At 72.0% G+C, this 23,124-nt stretch carries 18 protein-coding genes and 4 pseudogenes; 10 read left to right on the forward strand and 12 right to left on the reverse strand.

Features of this window, described 5'->3' with window-relative positions; all coding sequences use genetic code 11:
- Positions 1–101 (forward strand): annotated as a pseudogene (locus ABZ154_RS30515) (electron transfer flavoprotein subunit alpha/FixB family protein); the annotation flags it as partial.
- 64 nt (positions 102–165) lie between these two features.
- On the opposite strand, the gene ABZ154_RS30520 reads toward ABZ154_RS30515, so the two are convergent.
- The 3 genes and pseudogenes from ABZ154_RS30520 to ABZ154_RS30530 form a co-directional block, all read right to left on the reverse strand.
- A complete protein-coding gene (locus tag ABZ154_RS30520; protein WP_356837610.1) occupies positions 166–1,551 on the reverse strand; it encodes a SidA/IucD/PvdA family monooxygenase in 1,386 nt (461 codons plus the stop codon).
- Between the two features lie 37 nt (positions 1,552–1,588).
- Complete coding sequence (locus ABZ154_RS30525; RefSeq protein ID WP_356837611.1) at positions 1,589–3,106, reverse strand: aminotransferase class V-fold PLP-dependent enzyme; 1,518 nt, start codon at positions 3,104–3,106, stop codon at positions 1,589–1,591.
- Between the two features lie 259 nt (positions 3,107–3,365).
- Positions 3,366–3,693: pseudogene (locus ABZ154_RS30530) on the reverse strand (5-methyltetrahydropteroyltriglutamate--homocysteine S-methyltransferase); the annotation flags it as partial.
- 304 nt (positions 3,694–3,997) lie between these two features.
- Here ABZ154_RS30530 and ABZ154_RS30535 point away from each other — a divergent pair.
- Both ABZ154_RS30535 and ABZ154_RS30540 read left to right on the forward strand, forming a co-directional pair.
- Positions 3,998–4,195, forward strand: a complete 198-nt coding sequence (locus ABZ154_RS30535) for a hypothetical protein (RefSeq protein WP_073881506.1) — start codon at positions 3,998–4,000, stop codon at positions 4,193–4,195.
- Positions 4,196–4,348: 153 nt separating this feature from the next.
- Entirely contained in the window at positions 4,349–4,738 is a 390-nt protein-coding gene (locus ABZ154_RS30540) for a VOC family protein (RefSeq protein ID WP_356837612.1), read from the forward strand.
- Here the strand turns inward: ABZ154_RS30540 and cobF are convergent.
- Positions 4,726–5,550 carry a precorrin-6A synthase (deacetylating) gene (cobF, locus tag ABZ154_RS30545; protein ID WP_356837613.1) on the reverse strand — a complete coding sequence of 275 codons (825 nt, stop codon included), beginning with the start codon at positions 5,548–5,550 and terminating at the stop codon, positions 4,726–4,728. The two genes, ABZ154_RS30540 and cobF, sit on opposite strands and share 13 nt — an antisense overlap.
- Positions 5,551–5,594: 44 nt before the next feature.
- On the opposite strand from cobF, the pseudogene ABZ154_RS30550 reads away from it, so the two are divergent.
- The 3 genes and pseudogenes from ABZ154_RS30550 to ABZ154_RS30560 all read left to right on the forward strand — a co-directional run.
- A pseudogene (locus ABZ154_RS30550) lies at positions 5,595–5,887 on the forward strand (methylisocitrate lyase); the annotation flags it as partial.
- Between the two features lie 138 nt (positions 5,888–6,025).
- Positions 6,026–7,090 carry a biotin/lipoate A/B protein ligase family protein gene (locus ABZ154_RS30555; RefSeq protein ID WP_356837630.1) on the forward strand — a complete coding sequence of 355 codons (1,065 nt, stop codon included), beginning with the start codon at positions 6,026–6,028 and terminating at the stop codon, positions 7,088–7,090.
- A 44-nt stretch (positions 7,091–7,134) separates the two neighbouring features.
- Complete coding sequence (locus tag ABZ154_RS30560) at positions 7,135–8,010, forward strand: oxygenase MpaB family protein (RefSeq protein WP_356837614.1); 876 nt, start codon at positions 7,135–7,137, stop codon at positions 8,008–8,010.
- 197 nt (positions 8,011–8,207) lie between these two features.
- On the opposite strand, the gene ABZ154_RS30565 is transcribed toward ABZ154_RS30560, so the two are convergent.
- The 4 genes from ABZ154_RS30565 to ABZ154_RS30580 form a co-directional block, all read right to left on the reverse strand.
- Complete coding sequence (locus tag ABZ154_RS30565; RefSeq protein WP_356837615.1) at positions 8,208–8,855, reverse strand: fasciclin domain-containing protein; 648 nt, start codon at positions 8,853–8,855, stop codon at positions 8,208–8,210.
- Between the two features lie 72 nt (positions 8,856–8,927).
- Positions 8,928–10,517, reverse strand: a complete 1,590-nt coding sequence (locus tag ABZ154_RS30570; RefSeq protein WP_356837616.1) for a molybdopterin-dependent oxidoreductase — start codon at positions 10,515–10,517, stop codon at positions 8,928–8,930.
- Positions 10,518–10,690: 173 nt separating this feature from the next.
- Positions 10,691–12,913, reverse strand: coding sequence for an NADP-dependent isocitrate dehydrogenase (locus ABZ154_RS30575; RefSeq protein ID WP_356837617.1), 2,223 nt, complete (start codon positions 12,911–12,913; stop codon positions 10,691–10,693).
- A 105-nt stretch (positions 12,914–13,018) separates the two neighbouring features.
- Positions 13,019–13,690, reverse strand: a complete 672-nt coding sequence (locus ABZ154_RS30580; protein WP_356837631.1) for a response regulator transcription factor — start codon at positions 13,688–13,690, stop codon at positions 13,019–13,021.
- 247 nt (positions 13,691–13,937) lie between these two features.
- On the opposite strand from ABZ154_RS30580, the gene ABZ154_RS30585 reads away from it, so the two are divergent.
- The gene (locus ABZ154_RS30585; protein WP_356837618.1) at positions 13,938–14,915 is read left to right on the forward strand and encodes a carboxymuconolactone decarboxylase family protein; all 978 of its coding nucleotides are present in this window, start codon (positions 13,938–13,940) and stop codon (positions 14,913–14,915) included.
- 11 nt (positions 14,916–14,926) lie between these two features.
- On the opposite strand, the gene ABZ154_RS30590 is transcribed toward ABZ154_RS30585, so the two are convergent.
- Together ABZ154_RS30590 and ABZ154_RS30595 are read right to left on the reverse strand one after the other, a co-directional pair.
- On the reverse strand, positions 14,927–16,411 hold the full coding sequence (locus tag ABZ154_RS30590; protein WP_356837619.1) for an amidase: 1,485 nt from the start codon (positions 16,409–16,411) through the stop codon (positions 14,927–14,929).
- Between the two features lie 174 nt (positions 16,412–16,585).
- Positions 16,586–16,977, reverse strand: a pseudogene (locus ABZ154_RS30595) (hypothetical protein).
- Between the two features lie 201 nt (positions 16,978–17,178).
- On the opposite strand from ABZ154_RS30595, the gene ABZ154_RS30600 reads away from it, so the two are divergent.
- A complete protein-coding gene (locus ABZ154_RS30600) occupies positions 17,179–17,940 on the forward strand; it encodes a hypothetical protein (protein WP_356837620.1) in 762 nt (253 codons plus the stop codon).
- Between the two features lie 510 nt (positions 17,941–18,450).
- Here the strand turns inward: ABZ154_RS30600 and ABZ154_RS30605 are convergent.
- Positions 18,451–19,098, reverse strand: a complete 648-nt coding sequence (locus tag ABZ154_RS30605; protein ID WP_356837621.1) for a class F sortase — start codon at positions 19,096–19,098, stop codon at positions 18,451–18,453.
- Positions 19,099–19,150: 52 nt separating this feature from the next.
- Positions 19,151–19,777 carry a hypothetical protein gene (locus ABZ154_RS30610; protein ID WP_356837622.1) on the reverse strand — a complete coding sequence of 209 codons (627 nt, stop codon included), beginning with the start codon at positions 19,775–19,777 and terminating at the stop codon, positions 19,151–19,153.
- Positions 19,778–20,379: 602 nt separating this feature from the next.
- Here ABZ154_RS30610 and ABZ154_RS30615 point away from each other — a divergent pair.
- Both ABZ154_RS30615 and ABZ154_RS30620 read left to right on the forward strand, forming a co-directional pair.
- Positions 20,380–20,847, forward strand: coding sequence for an MSMEG_6728 family protein (locus ABZ154_RS30615; RefSeq protein WP_356837623.1), 468 nt, complete (start codon positions 20,380–20,382; stop codon positions 20,845–20,847).
- A 553-nt stretch (positions 20,848–21,400) separates the two neighbouring features.
- Positions 21,401–22,888, forward strand: a complete 1,488-nt coding sequence (locus ABZ154_RS30620) for an FAD-dependent oxidoreductase (RefSeq protein ID WP_356837632.1) — start codon at positions 21,401–21,403, stop codon at positions 22,886–22,888.
- The last annotated feature ends 236 nt before the right edge of the window (positions 22,889–23,124 follow it).

A 23,124-nucleotide genomic window follows, 5' to 3' on the forward strand; every position in this document is an offset into this window, starting at 1 on the left:
CCGAGGCCCCGATCTTCGACCTCGTCGACTACGGCGTCGTCGGCGACCTCTTCACCGTCGTCCCCCAGCTCACCGAAGAGATCAACACCCGCAAGGGCTGACACCCTCCCCGCAACACCCACCCTGGGCCGCACGGTGCACCCCACCGCGCGGCCCAGCGCCGTATCACCGCCACTCCTCGGCTATGCGCCCCGGCACCCCGCCCCGGTCCTCCGTGCCGAGGCCGAACGTGGTGAAGGCGGTCCGGTCCGGCAAGGGGTACGTCTCCTTGCCCGTCAGCGCGTTGATGATGACGGCGGAGCGCCAGGCGGCCAGGCCCAGGTCGGGGGCGCCGACCCCGTGCGTATGCCGTTCCGCGTTCTGCACGAAGACCGATCCGTCGATCTCCGGGGCGAGGACCAGCCGTTGGGCCTCGTCGACCTGCGGGCGTCCGGCGTCGTCGCGGACGATGTACGGGCCCAGGGCGGCGAGCAGCGTATCGACGGGGCGCTCCCGGTACCCGGTGGCGAGGACCACCGCGTCCGTGGTCAGCCTGCCGCGAGCCTCCTGCTGGCCATGCTCCACGGCCAGTTCGATGCGACCGCTCCCTGTAACGGTGGCGCCGGTGACCTCGATGCCGGGCGTGAGGGTGACGTCGGGCCAGCCACCGCCGAGGCTGCGCCGGTACAGCTCGTCGTGGATGTCCCCGAGGGTGTCCCCGCTGACCCCCTTGTAGAGCTGCCACTGGCTGGGCAGCAGCCGGTCCCGGGTGGCCTGCGGAAGCCCGTGGAAGTAGCGCGTGTAGTCCGGGGTGAACTGCTCCAGGCCGATCTTGCTGTACTCCATGGGCGCGAAGGCCGGGGTACGGGCGAGCCAGGTGAGCCCTTCCGCGCCCTCGGGCCTCGACCGCAGCAGGTCCAGCAGGACTTCGGCGCCCGACTGCCCCGAGCCGACGACGGTGACGTGCCGGGCGGCGAGCAGCCGGTCCCGCTGGGCGAGGTATTCGGCGGAGTGCAGGACGAGGGGCGCGGGGCCTGCCTCCAGGGCTCTCAGCGGCTCGGGAACGTGGGGCGTGGTGCCGACGCCCAGGGCGAGGTCACGGGCGTGGGTGAGCCCGCACCCGAGGCTCTCGCCGTCCGGGCCGAGCCGGGTGAAGTCGACGGCGAACGCACTCTCGCCCGCGTCCCAGGCGATCGCGTCGACGCGGTGGCCGAAGTGGGTGGAGGGCAGTTCGGTGCTCACCCAGCGCAGGTAGTTGTCGAACTCGGAGCGGTGGATGTGGAAGCGCTCGGCGAAGTAGAACGGGAAGAGCCTGCGCCGCGTCTTGAGGTAGTTGAGGTAGCACCACGGACTGATCGGATCCACCAGGCTCACCAGGTCCGCCAGGAAGGGGACTTGAAGCCTTGCTCCCTCGATGAGCAGTCCGGGGTGCCAGTGGAAGGTGGTGCGCTGTTCGTGGAAGGCGGTGCGCAGGCCGGGTACGCCGTCGGCGAGTGCGGCGAGCGAGAGGTTGAAGGGCCCTGCGCCCACCCCCAGCAGGTCGAGGGGCGGGGTTCGCGGTCCGGGCGTCATCGGGTTCCTCCCACGGGGGTCGTGCACGTCGGCAACGTCATGGCGACAGCTTCTCCGTCGTCGGGGCGCCGGTATCGCCGGCGGCGGAAAGGCTGCCGCCGTCTTCGGCCGTCGTCGCCGCCCGCTCCGCCGCCTCCGTCACCAGGTCGAGCAGCGGCAGCAGGTCGGCGGTCGCGGCGGCAGGATGCAGCAACGTGGCCTTGAGCCAGAGCCGGCGTCGCCCGTCGCCGTCCTCGGCCACCGCTCGTCCGAGGACGGCCCGGCCGTCCATGAGCAGCGTGCGGCGGACCTCGGCGACGACGGCGTCCCCGGCCTCCGGTTCCAACGCGTCGGCCACCACCGGCCGGAACAGCACGGTGCTGATCCCGATCCCGCCGGGCCGGCGGCGCAGTGCCGGCCGGGCGTCGACGGCCCGGCCGAACTCCTCCGCCGTACGTACGCAGTGCTCGACCAGTTCGCTCAGTCCCCGGCGTCCCAGCGCCCGGAAGGTGACCGCCATCTTCAGCGCGTCGGGGCGCCGGGTGGTACGGATCGAGCGGCCGAGCAGGTCGGGGAGCCCGGCCTCGGTGTCGTCGTCGGCATTGAGGTAGTCGGCGCGCAGGGACAGCGGGGCGAGCAGGGCCGTGTCCGCGACGGCCAGCACCCCGGCGGCGACGGGCTGCCAGCCGAGTTTGTGGAGGTCGAGCGTTACGGAGACGGCCCGGTCGAGCCCCGCGAGCCGGGGCGCCAGGCGCTCGCTGAACAGCAGGGGCCCGCCGTACGCCGCGTCGACGTGGAGTTCGGCGCCGTATCGTTCCGCGATCCGGGCGATCTCGGGGAGCGGGTCGATGCGCCCCTCGTCGGTGGTCCCGGCGGTGGCGACGACCAGGACCGGTCCGCCGCCGAGCCCGGCCAGGGTGCGGTCGAGCGCGGCGGGGTCGATGCGGCCGTCGTGGCAGGCGACGACGGCCGGAGCGGGGAGTCCGAGCGTCCAGGCGGCGCGGTGCACGCTGTGGTGGGCGTTGGTCCCGGTCACCACGCGCAGGGGGCCCTCCCCCGCGGCCGCTCGTTCGCGGGCGAGGAGCAGGGCTACCAGGTTGGACTCGGTGCCGCCGCTGGTGATGAGCGCGTCGGGTGCGGGAGCGTCCGGGTGGACGAGCCGGGCCAGCGCGGCCGTCGTCAGTTCCTCGATGACCCCGGCGGCGGGCGCCTGGTCCCAGGAGTCCATCGACGGGTTGAGCGCGGCCCCCGCCAGTTCCGCCGCGGCCGCCACGGCCAGGGGCGGGCAGTGCAGATGGGCGACGCACGCCGGGTCGGCCGGGTCGGCGGCCCCCTCGGCGACCGCCCGTACCAGGTCCGCGAGCGCGGCCTCGGCCCCGGTGCCCTCCTCGGGGAGCACCGGGGCGGCCAGGGCGGTGGTCCGCCGGGCCACCCCGTCCGGCCCTCCGGCGGGGAGCGGTCCGCCGCGGGCCCGGGCGGCGGTCTCCAGGGCGTCCAGGACGACGGCGGTCAGGGCGCGCAGATGGCCGGGGCCGTGTACGCCGCCCGCGAGAGGGGCTCCCGTACCGGCGCTCACACCGCACGCCCCAGGGGGAGTTCGGCGGACAGCAGGCCCTGAGCACGCTCCATGGCGAAGCCCTTCGATCGGAGTACAAGATCCACCACCCGGATTCGCTGGTTAGGCTAACCTAAGTCCACCGCTGGGGAGGAACGCACTCCGGCCGGCCGGGGCCTCCGAACCGGCCGGCCTCCCCCCGAACAGGGTCGGGGAAGTCGGACCTCAGCACGCCTGCTGCGGCGCGGGAGCGGCGGTAACCGCTCCCGCACGGGCCGTCTCACGCCGCTTCGTTGGGCAGCTCCGCGCGGATCTCCGCGCGCCGGCGACCATGTTCTCCACGCAGGTCCGCCGTCTCGGGCCGTCCCGGGTCTTCAGGCCGCAGTCGGGGTTCACCACAGGCGTGTCGCCGGGATGGTCTCAAGTCCCTTGCGCGGCAGGGCCGCTGCCTCTTCGGTGCTCGGGATGCGCGGAGAGTGGATGTCGTAGACACCGGGTCCGTCCTCACGCGGGTAGCCGCGGGCGGCCAGTTCGCGGGCGACCTGCATGGGGGAACGGGCGGCCTCCAGGCTGATGACGTCGGCGTCGAGGGCGTCGATGGCCTGGATGTGGCGGCCGTCGACGACGCCCGCGACCAGGCGCTTGCCGGACAGTCCGCCGGCATCACTGCCCGGGACCGGATCCGGCATCCTGGCACGCTCCGGCCCCGGGCAGGCAGCACCCGGCGGCCTTCCTCACCCTGTTCCGCCGTTCGTCGCCGGTTCGCTGACTTCCGGTCAGGCGATGGTGGCATGGTGACCCAGATGTAACCGAATGGCGTAGGCGAGCCGGAACCACTGAGCGTCACGGGCCGTTCTTCTTGCCAATACACGGCCGCCGACCCCCGGCGGCGACGAGCGAGGGAAGCGCTATATGAAGAAGACAGTCGGGTGGGCCCAGGACGGCGACGACTGGACGATCACCGTGAACGGCACCCTGTACCGGGCCGTCGAGCGGCCCGCCGACGGGCGCGTGCACAACTATCTGGTGCGGGGGAACGACCTGACCGCCGAGTGCCCGAGCCTCGGCCACGGGCTCGGAGTGATCCGGGCGCACGAGTCCCGGAGCTGACCTCCGGCCGGTCCGACGGCGAGGTGCGGCGGCCGCCCGCGCCTCGACGCGACCCGCCGCCTCCCGTCCGGGCCCCCGCTCGCGGGCCGGAGCCCCTCAACCGCGGGGGCCGGACACCCGTCGGCCGTCCGCCGCCGGAGGGAGAATCGGAGCATGGCTGATACACCCCCGCATATCAACGCTCTCGTCATCGATGCCGCCGACCCCGAGCTGCTCGCCGCGTTCTGGTCGGATCTGCTCGGCAGGCCCGTCGTGGACCGCACCGGCCCCTACATCTGGCTGCGGCGCGAGAACGGCCAGGGCCTGGGCTTCCAGCGGACCGATGAGCCCAAGTCGGTGAAGAACCGCATGCACTTCGACATCAGCTCATCCGATCCGGCCGCCGAGCGCAGCCGCGTCGAGGCGCTGGGCGGACGCCGCCTGGAGGAGTACGCCGACGGCGGGTTCCTGGTGATGGCCGACCCCGAGGGCAATGAGTTCTGCGTCGTCCCCGAGGGGTCCGTGGGCATGGACGACCGGGGACGCGCCCACTACCTGGACTGATCTGCGCCGCCCGTGGCGCCCGGAGCGTCCGTGTCCTCCGGCCGGCGGCGCAGCAGATACGTGTCCATGATCCAGCCGTGCCGTTCGCGGGCCTCGGCGCGCATCCGGCTGATCCGCTCGGCGACCTCGTCCAGCGGTCCGGAGACCAGGAGTTCGTCCGGGGTGCCGATGTAGGCGCCCCAGTAGATCCACAGCCCCCTGCCCGTCAGATGGGTGAAGCTCTCGTGGCCGTCGAGCATCACCACGATGTCGCCGTCGTCGTCCGGGAACCCCTCGGCGAGCCGTCGGCCGGGGGTGATGCGGATGGGGCGGCCGACCTGGTTCAAGGGGGTGCGGTGGCGGGCGGCGAGCGCGGAGACGCTGCTGATCCCGGGGATCACCTCATGGCCGAACTCCACCGTCCCGCGGGCCCGGATGTCCTCCAGGATCGCGAGGGTGCTGTCGTACAGGGACGGGTCGCCCCACACCAGGAAGGCCCCGGTCTCCCCCGGCGCCAGCTCCTGGAGGATCAGACGCTCGCAGATGTCGGCGCGGCGGTGGCGCCAGTCGTGCACCGCCGACGTGTAGCGCCCGCGGTCGTCCTGGGTGCGGTCCCGCCAGGGGTCCTCGGCCTCCACGACCCGGTAGGGGCCGGTGAGGTGCTCGGTCAGCATGTCCCGCCGCAGCCGGGTCAGGGACTCCTTCTCCCGCCCCTTGCCGAGCACGAAGAAGACCTGCGCCCTGCGCATGGCCTTCACCGCGGCGAGGGTCAGGTGGTCGGGGTCGCCGGCACCCATGCCGATGACGAGGATGTGCCGTGGTGCGTCGCTCATGTCGGCCGATCATGCCAGGAGCGGGCCGCGCGACGCCGCCCGGCCGGGCGGCGCTCGACGCACCGCTGCCGGCGAGCATGACGGAGTTCGGCAGGGGCCCCCTGCTCGTCGCGGCGACGCGGGAGAACCTCGGCTGCGACATCGACCTCTACTCGGTCACCCTCTTCCGCCTCGCGATGGGCGCGGTGGAGGACGGGCCGCGGACCCGGGCCGCCGACGGCACCCAACAGGCCCTGCCCCCGGATGCAGCCGCGTTCGCGGGTGTACGAGGTGCTCGGTTACGAGGAGTGATGGAGCGTTCGACTCGGCGGTCTTCGACGTCACGTTGCCGTCCGGCGCCGTCCTGAGCAGCGCACGGTCCCCGGCGCACACCGAGGCATGGGCGGGGATGATCGGCGCTCCCACGCGCGTTATAGCCGGTTGTGTCCGGCTCATCACCGAGCCGGGCCGAGGAACTCGAGCTGGAGGCGGCGCTGTGCACGGTGAGTACAAGGTTCGCGGCGGGAAGCTGGTCGTGGCGGACCTGGACGTGGAGGGCGGGGCGCTGCGGAACGTCCGTGTCGCCGGGGACTTCTTCCTCGAACCGGACGAGGCGATCCTCGCGATCGACGCGGCGCTGGAGGGCGCCCCGGCCACCACGGACACGGCGGGCCTCGCGGCCCGGATCGAGGCAGCGCTGCCCGACTCCACGGTGATGCTCGGGCTGAGCGCGGAGGGCGTCGCCATCGCCGTACGCCGGGCGCTGGCGCAGGCCACGGAGTGGAGCGACTACGACTGGCAGCTGATCCACGAGGCCCCGCAGCCGCCCGCACTGCACATGGCGCTGGACGAGGTCATCACCGCGGAGGTGGCGGCAGGGGTGCGGCCGCCGACGCTGCGGGTCTGGGAATGGGACTCCCCCGCCGTGATCATCGGCAGCTTCCAGTCGCTGCGCAACGAGGTCGATCCGGCGGGCGTGGAGCGGCACGGCGTGAACGTCGTACGCCGGATCTCCGGCGGTGGCGCGATGTTCGCCGAGCCGAGCTCCACCATCACCTACTCGCTGGCCGTCCCGCAGTCCCTCGTCTCGGGGCTCTCCTTCGCCGACAGCTACGCCTATCTGGACGACTGGGTTCTCGAAGCGCTGGCGGACATGGGCATCAAGGCCTGGTACCAGCCGCTCAACGACATCGCCACCGAGGTCGGCAAGATCGCCGGAGCGGCCCAGAAGCGGGTGGTGGGGCCGGACGGCGGGCCGGGAGCCGTCCTGCACCACGTGACCATGGCGTACGACATCGACGCCGACAAGATGCTGGAGGTGCTCCGCATCGGCAAGGAGAAGATGTCGGACAAGGGCACCCGCTCGGCGAAGAAGCGCGTCGACCCGCTGCGACGGCAGACCGGCCTGCCCCGCCAGGTCGTCATCGAGCGGATGATCGGCTCCTTCCGCAAGCGCCACGGCCTCACGGACGGCCGCGTGACGGACGCCGAGCTGGCGCGCGCCGAGGAGCTCGTACGGACGAAGTTCGCCACGCCGGAGTGGACGGCCCGGGTGCCGTAGCGCAGCCCCGCCCGTCCCGCGCGCCGCCCGGCATACTGGGACCCATGGACAAGGCGGCGCCAGGCTCCGGAATACGGGAACGGCTCGGCAGGAGCCTGTTCTCCCGGGTGGCGGGGCCCGCCGGGCCGGAGAACCGGGCCCGTATCCACGACACGCCCGGGCCCCGCTGGTTCGGCCCTCACCGGCCGGTGCGCCGGGTGCACGGGGACGCGTCCATGTTCATCGGCGGGCTGCGCGCCCTGCTCCTCCAGTCGCTGCACCCCCTCGCCATGGCCGCCGTCGCGGGCCATTCGGGGTTCCGGGGCGATCCGTGGGGGCGGCTCCAGCGGACCAGCACGTTTCTCGCGGTGACCACGTTCGGCACGGCCGAGCACGCCCGGGAGGCGGTCGAACGCGTACGGTCCGTGCACGAGTGGGTACGCGGAACCGCTGCCTCCGGGGAGCCGTACCACGCGGCCGATCCGCACCTCCTGTGCTGGGTGCACATCGCCGAGGTGGACAGCTTCCTCCGCGCCCACCAGCGTTACGGGGCAAGGCCGTTGGACGGCGCAGGATGTGACGGGTACATCGACGACATGGCGACGGTGGCCCGCGCCCTCGGCGTCGTGGACCCGCCGCACGACCGGGCGGAGCTGGCCGAACGGATCGCCGCCTACCGCCCGGAGCTGCGCCCCACCCAGGAGGCTCTGGACGCGGCCCGCTTCATCCTCCTGCACCCGCCGCTGCCCTGGGCGGCCCGTCCCCCGTACGCCGTACTCGCCGCCAACGCCGTGGCCGAGCTCCCGCCGTGGGCCCGGGAGCCGCTGCGGCTGCCCCGGGTGCCGGGGGTCGAGGAGGTCTGCGTACGCCCCGCCGGGAAGGCCCTGACCCGGACCATCCGGTGGGCGATGATCCCGCCGCCCGCGCCTGCGGGGGCGTGAGGGCCCCCGGGTGCCGGGAACCGCCGATGGCGCGACGATGGAGGGGACCGTACGCGGGGGGAGGCGCTGGGCGAGGTCTTCGGACCACGGGAGCTGGGGGCCGTGAGAGCGAAAGCCCCGCTGCGGGGGGCCTGGAGGTCGATAGCGGTCCTCCCGCAGCGGGGCGGTCCGTCGCGGCAGCGCGGCTGCCGGCCGGGCTACTTGGGCATCAGCACCGTGTCGATGATGTACACGGTGGCGTTGGCGGTCGGAACGTTGCCGCAGACCACGTTGGCGCTGTCGTCGACCTTGTACGACTCACCGGAGCCCGCCGTGGTCAGCGTGCTCTTCTGGAGGGTGTCGAAGGTGCCGCTCTCCAGCTGCCGCGGGGTGAGCTTCTCGCCGACGACGTGGTAGGTGAGGATCTTGGTGAGCATGGCCTTGTCGTTGAGGACCGCGTCCAGGTCGGCCTTCGGAATCTTGGCGAAGGCGTCGTCGGTCGGGGCGAACACCGTGATGTTCTCGGCGTTGTTGAGGGTGTCGACGAGGCCGGCCTTCTGCACGGCGGCGACCAGCGTGGAGAGCGCGGGGTTGTTGGACGCGGCGGTGGCGACCGGGTCCTTGGCCATGCCGTCGAAGCTGCCCGCGCCGTCCTGCGGGACGGTGGCACAGGCCGGGCCGAACGGCTTGTCCGTGGTGGCGTCGTCACCGGCGGCCGGCTTCGACTCCTCGGGGGTGGAGCCCGCGGCGGAGGAGCTGTCGGAGGCCTTGTCCGAGCCGGAGTCGGAACAGGCGGTGAGCATGAGGGGCAGCATCACTGCGGCGACGACGGCGACGGCTGCACGGCGGTGGCGAAGGGCGTTCATGGAATTCTCCTGAGTCGTTCTTTTGGGGAAACGGGATGAAGTGGTGCTACTAGGGAGGTCTGTTGGGTGAGGTCAGTCGACGGTGACCACGACGGAGTGCCAGCCACTGGCACCGTCCGGCACGGTCTTGGTGCGCTTCTCGGTCTGGACCTCGCCCGTGCCGTCGGTGGCGCGGACGGTGAGGGTGTGGCCGCCGGGGGTGGCCTTCCACGGGTAGGACCACTGGCGCCAGGTGTCGACGGTGTCCTGCTCGGCCAGCTGGGCCGGGCGCCACGGACCGTCGTCGACGCGGATCTCGACCTTCTCGATCCCGCGGTGCTGGGCCCAGGCCACTCCGGCCACCATGACCGTGCCGGCCCCGGGACGCCCGAAGGGCTTGGGCGTGTCGATGCGGGACTGGGTCTTGATGGGCGCCTTGCGGGCCCACTTGCGCTTCACCCAGTACGCGTCGTAGTCGTCGAACGTGGTGAGTTCGATGTCCTCGATCCACTTGCAGGCCGAGACGTACCCGTAGAGACCGGGGACGAGCATGCGGGCGGGGAACCCGTGGACGAAGGGGAGCGGTTCGCCGTTCATGCCGACGGCGAGCATCGCGTCCCGGCCGTCCATGACGTCCTCGACGGGGGTGCCGAGCGTCATGCCGTCCACCGAGCGGGCGATGATCTGGTCCGCCTTGCCTCCCCGCGACGGCGGCTTGACGCCCGCCTCCTTGAGCAGGTCGGCCAGGCGTACGCCGATCCACCTGGCGTGGCCGATGTAAGGGCCGCCGACCTCGTTGGACACGCAGCACAGGGTGATCTCACGTTCGATCAGGGGCCGGTCCAGCAGATCCCGGTAGGTGAACTCCAGGTCCCGGCGTACTCCCTTGCCGTGGATGCGCAGCCGCCAGGTGTCGGCGTCGACCTTGGGGACCACCAGGGCGGTGTCCACCCGGTAGAACGTGTCGTTGGGGGTGGTGAACGGGGGGAGACCGGGCACCCTCAGCTGCGCTCCCGCCGGAATCGGCCCGGCGGGCGAGGCCGGGGCGGGGAGCCGTGCCGCCTCACGGGAGGCGACGGCGTCCTGGGCGCCGCGGCGGTTGAGTGTCCGGCCGACCGCTCCCGCCACGGTGGAGGCGGCGGCCGCGGCGGTGGCGGCGATCAGGAAGCCCCGCCGGTCCCAGGCGCCCTCGTTCTCCTGCTCCTTTCCCGGGATCCGGCGCGGCCGGGTGAGCCTGCCGATGAGGACGTACAGCAGGACCGCCCCGGCCACCGCTCCGATCAGCGAGGGGAGCCCGTCGGCGATGCCGGTGGAGTCGGGGCGGCTGACGGCCGAGGCGGCGCCGACCACACCGAAGGCCAGGACGGCGGCGGAGCCCGTACGACGGAAGCGCAGCGCCAGTACGCCGACGGCGAGGGCGAACAGGGCGAGCGTGACGACGATGCCGAGTTGCAGGACGAACTTGTCGTTCTCGCCGAAGTTCCGGATGGCGAAGTCCTTCACGCCGGCTGGTGTGCGGTCGATGGCCGCCCCGCCGACCGCTGTCACGGGGCTCGCCTCGGGCCTGACGGCCGCCGAGACGAGTTCGGCGACGGTCAGTGCGGCGAATCCCGCCAGCAGTCCGCTCAGGGCTGCGAGCGTTCCGCGGGTCAGGGCTGTCCGGGTGATCCTCACGGTCGTCATTCGAAGCCGTGGGGCGGGCGGATTGGTCGATCACCCGATCACGTGAAACTCAGGGGTTCGCCTGCGGTGGGTGCGCGTACCGGCGTAAGGGCAGAATGCGAGACGCCCCGGCAGGCACGGGGCCGACCGGGGCGGAACGGAGTGAGGGCGGACGCGGCCGCCCTCACCTCACGTCAGGCGAGGCTCGCGATCGCCTTGTTGAACGTGGCGGACGGGCGCATGATCGCCTCGGCCTTGGCCGGGTCGGGCTGGTAGTAGCCGCCGATCTCGGCCGGGGAGCCCTGCACCGCGACCAGCTCGGCGACGATGGTCTCCTCCTGCTCGGCCAGGGTCTTGGCGAGCGGCGCGAACGCCTCGGCGAGCTTGGTGTCGTCGGTCTGCTGCGCCAGCTCCTGGGCCCAGTAGAGGGCCAGGTAGAAGTGGCTGCCGCGGTTGTCGATACCGCCGAGGCGGCGGCTCGGGGACTTGTCCTCGTTGAGGAACGTGCCGGTCGCCCGGTCCAGGGTGTCGGCGAGGACCTGGGCCCGCGCGTTGTCCGTGGTGGTGGCCAGGTGCTCGAAGCTGACCGCGAGGGCCAGGAACTCACCCAGGCTGTCCCAGCGGAGGTAGTTCTCCTTGACGAGCTGCTGGACGTGCTTGGGGGCCGAGCCGCCGGCGCCGGTCTCGAAGAGGCCGCCGCCGTTCATCAGCGGGACGACGGAGAGCATCTTGGCGCTGGTGCCGAGCTCCAGGATCGGGAAGAGGTCGGTGAGGTAGTCACGCAGCACGTTGCCGGTGACGGAGATGGTGTCCTCGCCGCGGCGGATGCGCTCCAGGGAGAAGGCGGTGGCCTCCTCCGGCGTCTTGATGGAGATGTCCAGGCCGTCGGTGTCGTGGTCGGCGAGGTACGTGGTGACCTTGGCGATCAGGTTGGCGTCGTGGGCGCGGCCCTCGTCCAGCCAGAAGACGGCCGGGTTGCCGGTCGCGCGGGCGCGGGTGACGGCGAGCTTGACCCAGTCCTGGATCGGCGCGTCCTTGGTCTGGCACATCCGGAAGATGTCGCCGGCGCCGACGGCCTGCTCCAGCACGGCGTTGCCGTCCGTGTCGACGACGCGCACGGTGCCGGTGGCGGGGATCTCGAAGGTCTTGTCGTGGCTGCCGTACTCCTCGGCCTTCTGCGCCATCAGACCGACGTTGGGCACCGAACCCATGGTGGCCGGGTCGAAGGCGCCGTTGGCGCGGCAGTCGTCGATGACGACCTGGTAGACACCGGCGTAGCTGCTGTCCGGGAGGACGGCGATGGTGTCGGCCTCGCTGCCGTCCGGGCCCCACATGTGGCCCGAGGTGCGGATCATGGCCGGCATGGAGGCGTCGACGATGACGTCGCTGGGGACGTGCAGGTTGGTGATGCCCTTGTCGGAGTCGACCATCGCGAGGGCCGGGCCCTCGGCGAGCTCGGCCTCGAAGGACGCCTGGATCTCGGCGCCGATGTTCGGCAGCGAGTCCAGGCCCTTGAGGATGCCGCCCAGGCCGTCGTTGGGCGTGAGGCCCGCGGCGGTGAGCTGGTCGCCGTACTTGGCGAAGGTGTTCGGGAAGAAGGCGCGGACCGCGTGGCCGAAGATGATCGGGTCGGAGACCTTCATCATGGTGGCCTTGAGGTGCACGGAGAACAGCACGCCCTCCGCCTTGGCGCGGGCGACCTGCGCGGTGAAGAACTCACGCAGCGCGGCGACGCGCATGACGGCCGCGTCCACGACCTCGCCCTTGAGGACGGGTACGGACTCGCGCAGCACGGTGGTGGTGCCGTCGTCGCCGTGCAGCTCGATGCGGAGCGAGCCGTCCTCGGCGATGACGGCGGACTTCTCGGTGGAGCGGAAGTCGTCGACGCCCATGGTGGCGACGTTCGTCTTCGAGTCGGCCGACCAGGCGCCCATGCGGTGCGGGTGAGCCTTGGCGTAGTTCTTGACGGACGCGGGGGCACGGCGGTCGGAGTTGCCCTCGCGCAGCACCGGGTTCACGGCGCTGCCCTTGACCTTGTCGTACCGGGCGCGGACATCCCTGTCCTCGTCGGTCTGCGGGTCGTCCGGGTAGTCCGGGAGCGCGTAGCCCTGCTCCTGGAGCTCGGCGACCGCGGCCTTGAGCTGCGGGATCGACGCCGAGATGTTCGGCAGCTTGATGATGTTCGCGCCGGGGGTCCTGGCCAGCTCGCCGAGCTCGGCGAGTGCGTCATCGATACGCTGCTCGGCCTTGAGGTGCTCCGGGAAGCTGGCGATGATCCGCCCCGCGAGGGAGATGTCACGGCGCTCCACCGTGACTCCTGCGGTCGAGGCGTAGGCCTCGACGACGGGCAGGAGCGAATAGGTCGCCAGGGCAGGGGCCTCGTCGGTGTGCGTATAGATGATGGTCGAGTCAGTCACCGGGTGCTCCGCTCCACGTCTGCAACATTGCTTGACATCAAGATATCTCGTCGCCGCCCGCGGCTCCACAAGGCCCCCGTACGGCTTCCCGGCCCTGCGGACGCGTCACCGGCCGGGCACCTCGTCCCGCTCCGCCCGCGAACGGGGCTCGACCAGGCCGGACTCGTACGCGAACACCACGAGCTGGGCTCGGTCGCGGGCGCCGAGCTTGATCATCGCCCGGCTGACATGGGTTTTGGCGGTGTACGGACTGACCACCATGTGGACGGCGATCTCCTCGTTGGTGAGACCCCGGGCCGCAAGGGCGGTGACCTCCCGCTCACGGCGGGTGAGGGCCTCCAGGCCGGGGGCGGTGGCGCGGTCAGGGGGCCGGGCGACGAACTCGCCGATCAGCCGGCGGGTGATCGCGGGCGAGAGGAGGGCGTCGCCGTCGGCGGCGACCCTGATGGCCCGCAGCAGATCGGCGGGCTCGGTGTCCTTGAGCAGGAAGCCGGCGGCCCCGGCGCGGAGCGCCTCGAAGACGTGGGAGTCCAGTCCGTAGTTGGTGAGGATGACGACACGCACCCCGGCCAGCCGGGGGTCGGCGGCGATCGCGCGGGTGGCCTCGATCCCGGTCATGACGGGCATGCTGATGTCCAGGAGTGCCACGTCGGGGGTGTACTCGCGGACGAGATCGAGCCCGGCCCGGCCGTCGGCGGCCTCTCCGACGACCTCGATGCCCTCCTCGGCATCCAGCAGGGCCCGGAAGCCGGCGCGCATCAGTGCCTGGTCATCGATGACCGCGACGGTGAGGGCACGCTCCGTGTAACCGAGCCGGACCGCGGTCCTCGCCCGGTCGCCGTGCCGGGCGACATTGGTCAGGGCTTCCTGGACGATGCGGTACGCGGTCCGGTCGGTGTCCGCCGACAGGGGCCGCTCGTCCCCCTCGACGCTGCGGGACGCCGGGTTCGTCAGCGCGGCGCAGCCTCAACTGCCTTCTGCTGTACGACGACCCGAGCCACCCGGGACCGCCAGCATCTTGGCCATGACCTCACCTTTCCGCTTCACCGCACCCGACCCCGCCGGCTCGACGACCGGCACGGTCGCGGCCGTCCACGCACAGGTGACCCGCGACTTCGGCATCGCGAGCGCCCTGCCCTTCGTCGCCCTGTCCGCCGCCCCCGGCCTGATGGCGAGCGCATGGGCCCTGATGCGGGAGTCCCTGCTCTCGGGCCGGGCCTCCCGCACGGAGAAGGAGCTGGTCGCGTTCGGGGTGTCGGCGGCCAACCGCTGCCCGTTCTGCGTCGGCGCGCACACCCTGCTGCTGCACGCGGGCGGCGACCACGAACTGGCAGCCGTCCTCGCGCAGGGTGAGCACCCGGAGGATCCGGGCCACGCCCGACTGCTGGCCTGGGGGCAGGACATGCGGGGTCCTCAGCCGTTCAGCGCCGACGAGGCGCGGGAGTTCATGGGCACCGCGCTGGCCTTCCACTTCATCAACCGCATCGTGTCGGCGCTGATCAAGGAGGAACCGGCCACCGGCGGCGCGGACCTCGCCGAACTGCTCGACAGCGAGGCGGGGCACGCCCTGGTCCGGGCGGTGCGCGGAAAGGCCGAGCCGGGGCTGAGCCTTCCGCTGCTGGAGACCGAGGGCCCGCAGCCGGCCTGGGCGGCGGGCACCCCGGTGGGCACGGCCTTCGGCGCGCTGCGCTCGGCGGCACACGCGGGTGGCGGGCTGCTGGACGAGCGGGACGCCACCTTCGTACGGGAGGCGGTGGCGGCCTGGGACGGGGTCACGCCCCTGCCGCTGACCGGTGACCGCCTTCCGGACCGGGCGGAGCGGCCGGGGGCCCGACTTGCGCTGCTCGCGGCCCGGGCGCCGTACCGGATCACCGCCGAGGACGTGGCGGCCTGGCGGGTGCCGCCGTTCGCCGATCACTGTCTGGTGCACCTGGTGGCGTTCGGCGCGATGCTGGCCGTGGAGCGGGTGGAGGCGGGGGTGCTGGGGGTGGCCCCGGTGTGAACCGTTGCGTCTCAGGTCGGGGGCCGGTGCTCGTACCAGCGCAGGTCGTCCTCCAGCTGGGCGGCCAGGGAGATCAGGCGCTCCTCGCTGCGGGAGGGGCCGAGCAGCTGGGCGCCGATGGGGAGGCCGGAGCGGGTGAAGCCGGCCGGGACGTTGATGCCGGGCCAGCCGAGGACGTTCCACGGCCAGGCGTAGGGGCAGGCGGCGGCCATGGTGACGTCGGTGCGCCAGGCGCTGAGGTGGTCGAAGGTGCCGATACGGGGCGGGGGCGCGGCGGTCGTCGGGGTGAGCAGCACGTCGTACCCGGAGGCGTCGAAGAGGGCCCCGATGCGGCGGTGCTGGCGTACCTCGCGGGCCCGGGCGGCCCGTACCACCCGGCCGCCGAGCCGGGTCCCGGTCCGCAGGGCGCTGCGGGTGCGGGGATCGAGGAGGGCCGGTTCGGGGTGGCGGGCGGCGAATTCGGCGATGCCCGCGGTGGCGCGGGGCACGAAGGCGAGGCCGATCAGCCCGTACCGGGGGCGGGCCTCCTCGACGTGGTGGCCGAGCCGGGCCAGGGTCTCGGCGAGCGCGGCGGTGGCCCGGCGTACCTCGGGGTCGGGTCCGGCGCCGGTGAGGGTGAGCGGGGGGCGCCAGGCGAGGGCGATCCGGAGGCGGCCCGGGTCCCGGCGGGCGGCGTCGGACGCGCGGACGGCGGGCGGGCGGTGGAGGTCTTCGGGATGCGCGCCGGCGGCAGCGTCCAGCAGGAGCGCGGCGTCGGCGACCGTACGGGCGAGGGGGCCGTTGACGGTGAGGCCCTGGAATGCGTCGTGGTGCGGGTGGACCGAGACGCGGCCGCGCTGGGGCTTGATGCCGACGAGGTGGGTCCAGGCGGCGGGGATACGGACGGATCCGGCGCCGTCCGAGCCGAGGGCGGCGGGGACGAGCCCGGCCGCGACGGCGGCGGCCGATCCGCCGGAGGAGCCGCCGGGGGTGTGGGCGGTGTTCCAGGGATTGCGGGTGGCGCCGAAGGCGGGGCCCTCGGTGAACGGCCACTGGCCCAGCTCGCAGGAGTTGGTCTTGCCGACGATGACGGCCCCGGCGGCGCGCAGCCGGCGGACCGCCTCGCTGTCGGTGGTGGCCGGGGGCCGTTCGCCGTCGCAGCCGAAGTGGGTGGGCAGGCCCGCCACATCGGTGTCGTCCTTGACCGCGACCGGGACGCCGAGGAGCGGCAGCCGCTCCCCCGCCGCGAGCCTGCGGTCGGCCTCGGCGGCCTCCGCCAGGGCGGCTTCGGCTCGAAGGTGGCGGAAGGCGTTGAGGGTGGGCTGCGCGGCATCGATCCGGGCGAGGGCCTCGGCGACGAGTGCGGTGGAGGTGGCGGTGAAGTCGGCGAGCAGGCGTGCGCTCTCCGCGAGTCCGCGCATCGGCGCCGGACCCGGGGTGTGCCCGGGGTGCTCGGGGTGCCCGGGGTGTGACCGTACGGCCGGGCCGGTCTGCTCGGTGGGCTCCGCTGAGGACATGGGCGTGCCGCCTCCCTCGTGGCCGCGGGCTCGACCGGTCGTCCCGGCCGCTGCCCACACGTACTTACTGGAGGGTAACGAGAGGAGGCGGCGCGCTCAACCGTTGCGGCCACTCAGGCGGTTCCGGCTGCGGGGACGTTCCGGCTACCGCGGCGCGGGCCTACGGCCTGGGCGTCACGGCCGGACGTGGATCTCGCCGATGCCGGTGCCGATCTTCCCGCAGTGGGCGGTGGACTGGCCCGACTCACCCGGCCTCAGGGTGACGCGATCGCCGTCGACGTCCGGTGCCCAGCCGCAGACCAGGTGGACCCAGAAGGTCTGCGTCCCGCTCCCCTGGTTGCGACAGAGCGCGAAGCCCGTGTATTCGTCGATGGCGTGCCTGCCGGTGTCGCAGGAGAGGCCTGGCGGGATCGCGGCCGGGCGGCGGTCGGCGCCGCGGTCGCCGAGGTGACCGGGATCGCCAGCGCGGCGGCCGTCGACACGACGGCAAGCGCCGGCAGGACGGACCGGGGCCGCTTCCCCCTGGCCGCGCCCCCCTTGCTCCTCGTCCCCGTGAACACGTTCATGGATTCCTCCGTGGAAGTGCGTGTGCGTACGTGGTCCCGGGCGGGATCACCGCACCTCTGCCCACGCTTCGTGACCGAAAACACTGCCGCGCTTCACTCTCCGTACGCGCACCGGGCGCCGCCCCCGCTCCCGGCGTACGCTCGAATGTGCCGGTCACTCTCATTCGCACGCCCTGACCGGGGCCTTTTCGAGGAGGCGACGTGAGCGGACACCGTTGGGCCGCACGGGCGGCAGCGGGTGCGGCGGCCGTCGCTCTCACCGTGACGGGTGGCGCGGTCGCGCAGGCTGACGACGACATCGCCTCGCTCAGCGCCGAGCAGATCGCGGACCGCTCCCGCGACGCCCTGCTCGGGGTCTCCTCCCTGCATCTGAGCGCCCGGGGCGACCTCGACGGGAGCGGCGACCGGATGAACGTCGACCTGACGCTCGACCGGGAGGGCAACTGCGCGGGCGGGGTCGACATGGGCGAGGACGGTTCCGTGGAGATCGTGAAACGCGCCGATGATGTCTGGCTGAAGCCGGACAAGGCGTTCTGGGAGACCCACGTCCCGATCGGCGGCTCCACCTTCGACGCGATCCTCGACGGCCGCTACATGAAGGCGAAGGCCGACGACCCCCGACTGCTGACGGTCACCGAGGTCTGCGATCTCGACACCTTCCGCGAGCTGATCACGGACAACCCCGACGCCGCCCAGCGCGGCACGCTGACGAAGGGCCGGGAGACCGAGGTGAACGGCGCGCCCGTCATTCCGGTGACCCGCACGCAGGGGGATGAGCGGCTGACCGTGTACGTGGCCACCGAGGGCGAGCCGTACCCGGTGCGGATCACCGTGCGGGGGGCGGACGAGGACGGGACAGTGAGCTTCTCCGGCTTTGACCGGCCGGTGCCCGCGCAGACTCCGGCGGCGTCCGAGACGGTGGATGTGACGGCTCTGCTGGGCCGCAGCGTCAAACCGGTGTGAGCACCGGTGTGGGCGGGATCACCTGCGGCGGACGCTTCGGCAAGACGGCGGGCTACGCGGCCGACGTCGTCGCGCCTCCGCCGGTCTCACCGGCGTCCGGAAAACCTGAAGCGGAGCAGCTCCAGCGACGTCGGCCTTCGCACAGCCCTGACCGGAACCCGGGGTACTGGGCGGTCCGGCCGACGCCCGCACTCCCAGCGCCGTGTGCGCCTGGTCTCCTGAGTCGTTGGTTCGTCCGCAGTATGCGACGAGGGTGTCGTCGGCGGATTTGGTCCAGGCGAACGGCTTGGGGTTCTCGCTGCCCTCGTTGATCCAGACTCGGATGTTCCGCTCGAGTTCGATGACTCCGCGGGCCGTAAGCACGGCGAGCCGGTCATCACGACGCTCGACGTGTCCTGCCGGGGCGGCTGTTCGGGGCGGCGCGGGTCCGATTGCGCCAGCCCTCCGCCTCGGTCGTGAGGGCGGCCGGCACCTCGCCATCGAGGTACCGGCCGTGCCTGACTGCGGCGTTCAGGCCGCCTTCTTCAGTGACGTGAGGTGGGCGAAGACCACGACATTGGCGGAGTAGCCCGCCTTCTCGTCGAAGCGCCCGCCGCAGGTCAGCAGCCGGAGTTCGGGCCGCCCGGTCTCTCCGTACACCTTGTCGTCGGGGAACTTGTCCTTCGTGTACGTCTTCACCGCGTCCACCGTGAACACCGCGGTTCTGCGGTCGGCGCGCACCACGTTGACCTTGTCGCCCCGGCGCAGTGCGTTGAGGTTGAGGAAGATGGCGGGGCCGGTCCTGGTGTCCCGGTGGCCCACGAGCAGGGCCGTGCCGTCCTCACCGGGCGACGGCCCCTTCTCGTACCAGCCCGTCAGCTTCGGCTTGCTCAGCGGCGGGGCCTCGAGCCGGCCCTTCGTGTCGAGGCCGAGTCCGGTGACCGCCGCCTCGATGAAGATGGCGGGAATGGCGACCTTCATGGGCCGGGAGGGCACCAGGGGGGCGTGCGAGGCTGGCACGTGCTTCTCCGGTGCGTGCGGTGCCCGTCGGAACGGCTCAGTCCCGCCGCCCGCGGCGTCGCTGCCGCGGGCGGCGGTGACCGACCGGGTGTCCTCGGAGGAGTCCGAGGACACCCGGACGATGCCGGCCACCAGGGAGAACGTCACGCACAGCGTCATGGTGAGACGGCACGCGCGTGTCGGTCCTCGTCGTCGCCGTCGGCAGCGAGCGTTACGCCTCGCCACGGGCACGGCGACGACGCATCATGACCAGGCCCGCGGCTCCTGCGGCCCCGGCGACCAGCGCGGCGGCGGCGGTTCCGGCGTTCGAGTCGCTCTCGGAGCTGATGGGCTCCATGTCCGGGACACCGCCGCCGCCCGCGGGGACGGCGCCGATGGGCTTCTGCGGCTTGTGAGGCTTACCGCCGCCGTGACCGCGGTCGGGGCACTCGACCTTGAAGCTCTTCTGCTTCGGGCCCGCCGGGACGACCCACACCAGCTGGTAGGTGCCCTCCGGGAGCAGGTACGTCTCACTGCGCGCACTGCCGTTGATGAGCGGAAGGGTGTCCAGCAGGGTGGTGCCCGGCGGCACGGTCGGAGGCTGCTCGGTGATCGTCCAGGGGACCGAGGGGAACGACTCGAAGTTGCTCGCCGCCAGCACGAACTTGCAGACCTCGACTCCGTCGCGGTCACCGCGCGAGTGCCAGCTGACCGAGCGGATGTCGATGTTACCGCTGTCACCGGGGAGGGCGTAGGCGGCGGGTGCTCCGGCCAGGGTGGCGCCGGCGACCGCGACTGCGACGGCCACCTTGGCGCCCGTGCGGACGCTGCGGGAGCGGACGGAACGGGAGATGCGCATGAAGGCTCCTTCAGGGCGAGATGATTGTCATACTGATCACCTGATCACCTAAGACATGCCATGAAGCGTCGTAAAAGTCAGATAAGACACGAAAACACGCCAGAAGTTCCCTGATCGGCAGACAGCACACGAGTGGAACACGGGGCGCGCGGACCCGATCGCCGACCCGGGAGCAGGGTGCCCCTTCGGGCAGACCTCGCCGAAGTTGGCGCGAGAAGGGTCCTGTCACCAAGCCAGGCTGGCGTCCAGGCCGCGGGCTCCGAGAAGACCCCCGCAGCCCTGGGAACGGCCCGCCCGCCAAGGGGGCCTCACACCCGCGCGCGTCCGTCGAGGAAAACGCCTCAGCCGGCCAGCGCACCAGAACCCGCCACCGCGGGCCCCGGCAGGCCGATCGGGACGAAGAACAAGCACCGCGCGCGAGCACCCCGTCGGGAAACAGCACGAACCACGCCTCGCGGGAGCCGACGCAAGCAGCAGAGCTGCACAAACGCCAAGCTCAAGGTGCTCAGCGCCTCCAGTTGTGCGAGACCGAGACCCACGGCAGTCTGTTGCGTGATCCTTCCGGCTGTCCGGCGACATCCACCTCGGAGAGTGGGCTGAGCATGCAGACGTTCCTGCCCTATCCCGACTTCGTCGCGTCGGCCGCGGCACTCGATGCCCGGCGCTTGGGCAAGCAGCGGGTCGAAGCACTCCAAGTGCTACGCGGTCTGACGGTTCCCGGCTACGGGTGGCGGCACCACCCGGCCGTGCGCATGTGGGTCGGCTACGAGGAGGCGCTGGTGCGGTACGGACTTGAGATCTGCCGGGTGTGGACGGCAACCGGGCGCGCGGATACGTGCGCCGCCTCCCTCGTGGCCGAGTTCTCGGCTCAACGAACGGATCCGGGTGTGCGTACGCAGGCACAACTCGCGGCGGACCACGAGTTGCCGCCGTGGCTGGGGGATCCCGCCTTCCACCGCAGCCACCGGTCCGCGCTGCGGAGCAAGGACCCGAATATGTACACCCCGCTGTTCCCCGACGATCCTGACGACCTGCCCTACATCTGGCCGGCCTCGGACCGCTCCGGCTAGCGAAGGGGACTCCGGGCGCAGTGACCTCGGCGGTGGAGATGTCGTGCCCGCCCGAGCCCATGAGCAGAAGCACCCGGCCGAGAGCCCTCCCCCTCCCCGCGCTCCTGCGCGGGCGCGCGAGAGGGGCCGTCGAACCGGGAGAACGCTCCGGTGTGGACCGTTTTGGCGGAACGGCGATCCGTCTGGACGGGGGTGGGCTGGTGGCTCGGCCACGACGGTCTCCTCGGTCGGTCGCTACCGGCCCCCTGGCCCGCGGACGACAGGAGCGCCGTGCCCCGCAGAGTACGGTGAAGCCCACGTCTTGGGCGATCTTCGCTCCCCCGCTCGGTGGTCGACGGGCGCGCGACTGGGCCCACCGGGTGAAGAGCTCGGTGTGTGCTCCGGCTCCAGTTCCCGAGTGCCCTGCATCCACTCTCGAAGGCACGGTCTGTTGCGGAGACAGGGCCGCTCAGGGGAAGAGCCGCTCCGCCACGTATTCTCCGCGCTGTTGAGGGGAACGCGTGGTTGCGTGACCTCAAACGACGAACTGCCGGGCACGGCCGAGTCCTACTGGATGGCGACGACGCCGGGCACCGACAGGCCCAGGCCAGACACCGGCACGGCGGCAGACGTCGTCGTGATCGGCGCGGGAATGGCCGGCCTGAGCACCGCTTGGGAACTGGCCAGGGCCGGACGGAGCGTGGTCGTGCTGGAGGCGGACCGTATCGCTGCCGGAGTGTCGGGCTACACGACGGCGAAACTCACAGCGGCGCACTCCCTGGTCTACGAACGGCTGAAGCGAACTCGCGGGGGCGAAGGAGCACGCCGTTACGCCCAGTCCCAGCAAGCGGCAGTGGAGCGCGTTGTATCGGTCGCGGAGGAACTCGGCGTCAACTGCGACGTCGAGCGGTCCTCGGCCCTGACGTTCACGACCGATCCGCAGCAGCGGGCCACCTTCGAAGCGGAGGCCCACGCGGCCGCCGAAGCGGGCCTCGACGCTCGCTTCGTGACGGAGACGGACCTGCCGTTCCCTGTGTGCGCAGCCGTGAAGGTCGCCCAGCAGGCGCAGTTCCACCCGCGCAAGTACCTTCTGGCCCTGGCCGACGACATCACCGCACGAGGCGGCGTCATCTACGAACGGACTCGCGTGACGGGCCTGAGCGAGGGCAGTCCGTGCAAGGTGACCACCGAGGGGGGCGTGACCATCACCGCGCAGGACGTCATCGTCGCCACGCACTACCCGGTCTTCGACCGGGCACTCCACTTCGCCCGCTTGTCACCGCGCCGGGAACTCGTTGTGGCCGCGCCCATTCCTGTCGGCGAGGCGCCGAAGCACATGTACGTCACCGACGACATGGGGAAGAGGTCCGTCCGTACCGCGCCTTTCGACGAGGGCCGACGGCTGCTCATTGTCACGGGCGAGAGTTTCACGCCCGGCACCGGTGACAGTCATGAGCGGTTCCTGCGGTTGGACCGGTGGATGCACGACCACTTCCCGGTAGGCGAGACCGCCTACCGGTGGGCGGCTCAGGACAACGATGTGAGCGACGGTGTCCCGCTGGTCGGCCCCTTCCACCCGGGCGCACGCCATGTGTATGTGGCCACCGGATTCGGCGGCTGGGGCATGAGCGGAGGCGCCATGGCCGGACAGCTGCTGGCGTCACTGGTCGCCGGCGCGCCACCCGAGTGGGCGGGGCTGTACGACCCACGCCGTCTGTGGAGCACTCTCCGGGAGGGACCCGCCCTGCTCAAGCAGCAGGTGGAGGTGGCTCGGCACTTCGTGGGCGACAGGGTGAAGACCACCCATGTGGATGCGATCGCCGAGATCGCTCCGGGCTCGGGTGCGGTCGTCCGGATCGAGGGTCGCCGCTGCGCTGTCTACCGCGATGAGGACGGTACCGCCCACGCTGTGTCGGCGCGTTGTACGCATCTGGGTTGTCTGGTCTCCTTCAACGAGGCGGAAACGGCGTGGGAGTGCCCGTGCCACGGTTCGCGGTTCGGCATCGACGGCCGAGTCCTTCACGGACCGGCACTGCGCCCGCTGTCTCCGCGGAGGATCTGACCCAGCCAAGAAGCGAGACTTCTACCGCCGGCCAGGAGCGGGTCCCACCAGGCATGGCCGCCTCCTTCGGCACCGGCGAGGCAGATGACCGTGCATGGTGACAGCCAAGGATCCCTACCCGGTACTCAGCTCTCCCTCACCCAGCGACGACTCCGCAAGGAGCCCCTACGTGGCGTACCACATCCTTCTGAAGCGGCTCTGCGGTCGGCCCAGGTCATGCTCATCTCCGGCGACGC

The organism is Streptomyces sp. NPDC006261, assembly GCF_040613515.1.
Lineage (GTDB): Bacteria > Actinomycetota > Actinomycetes > Streptomycetales > Streptomycetaceae > Streptomyces.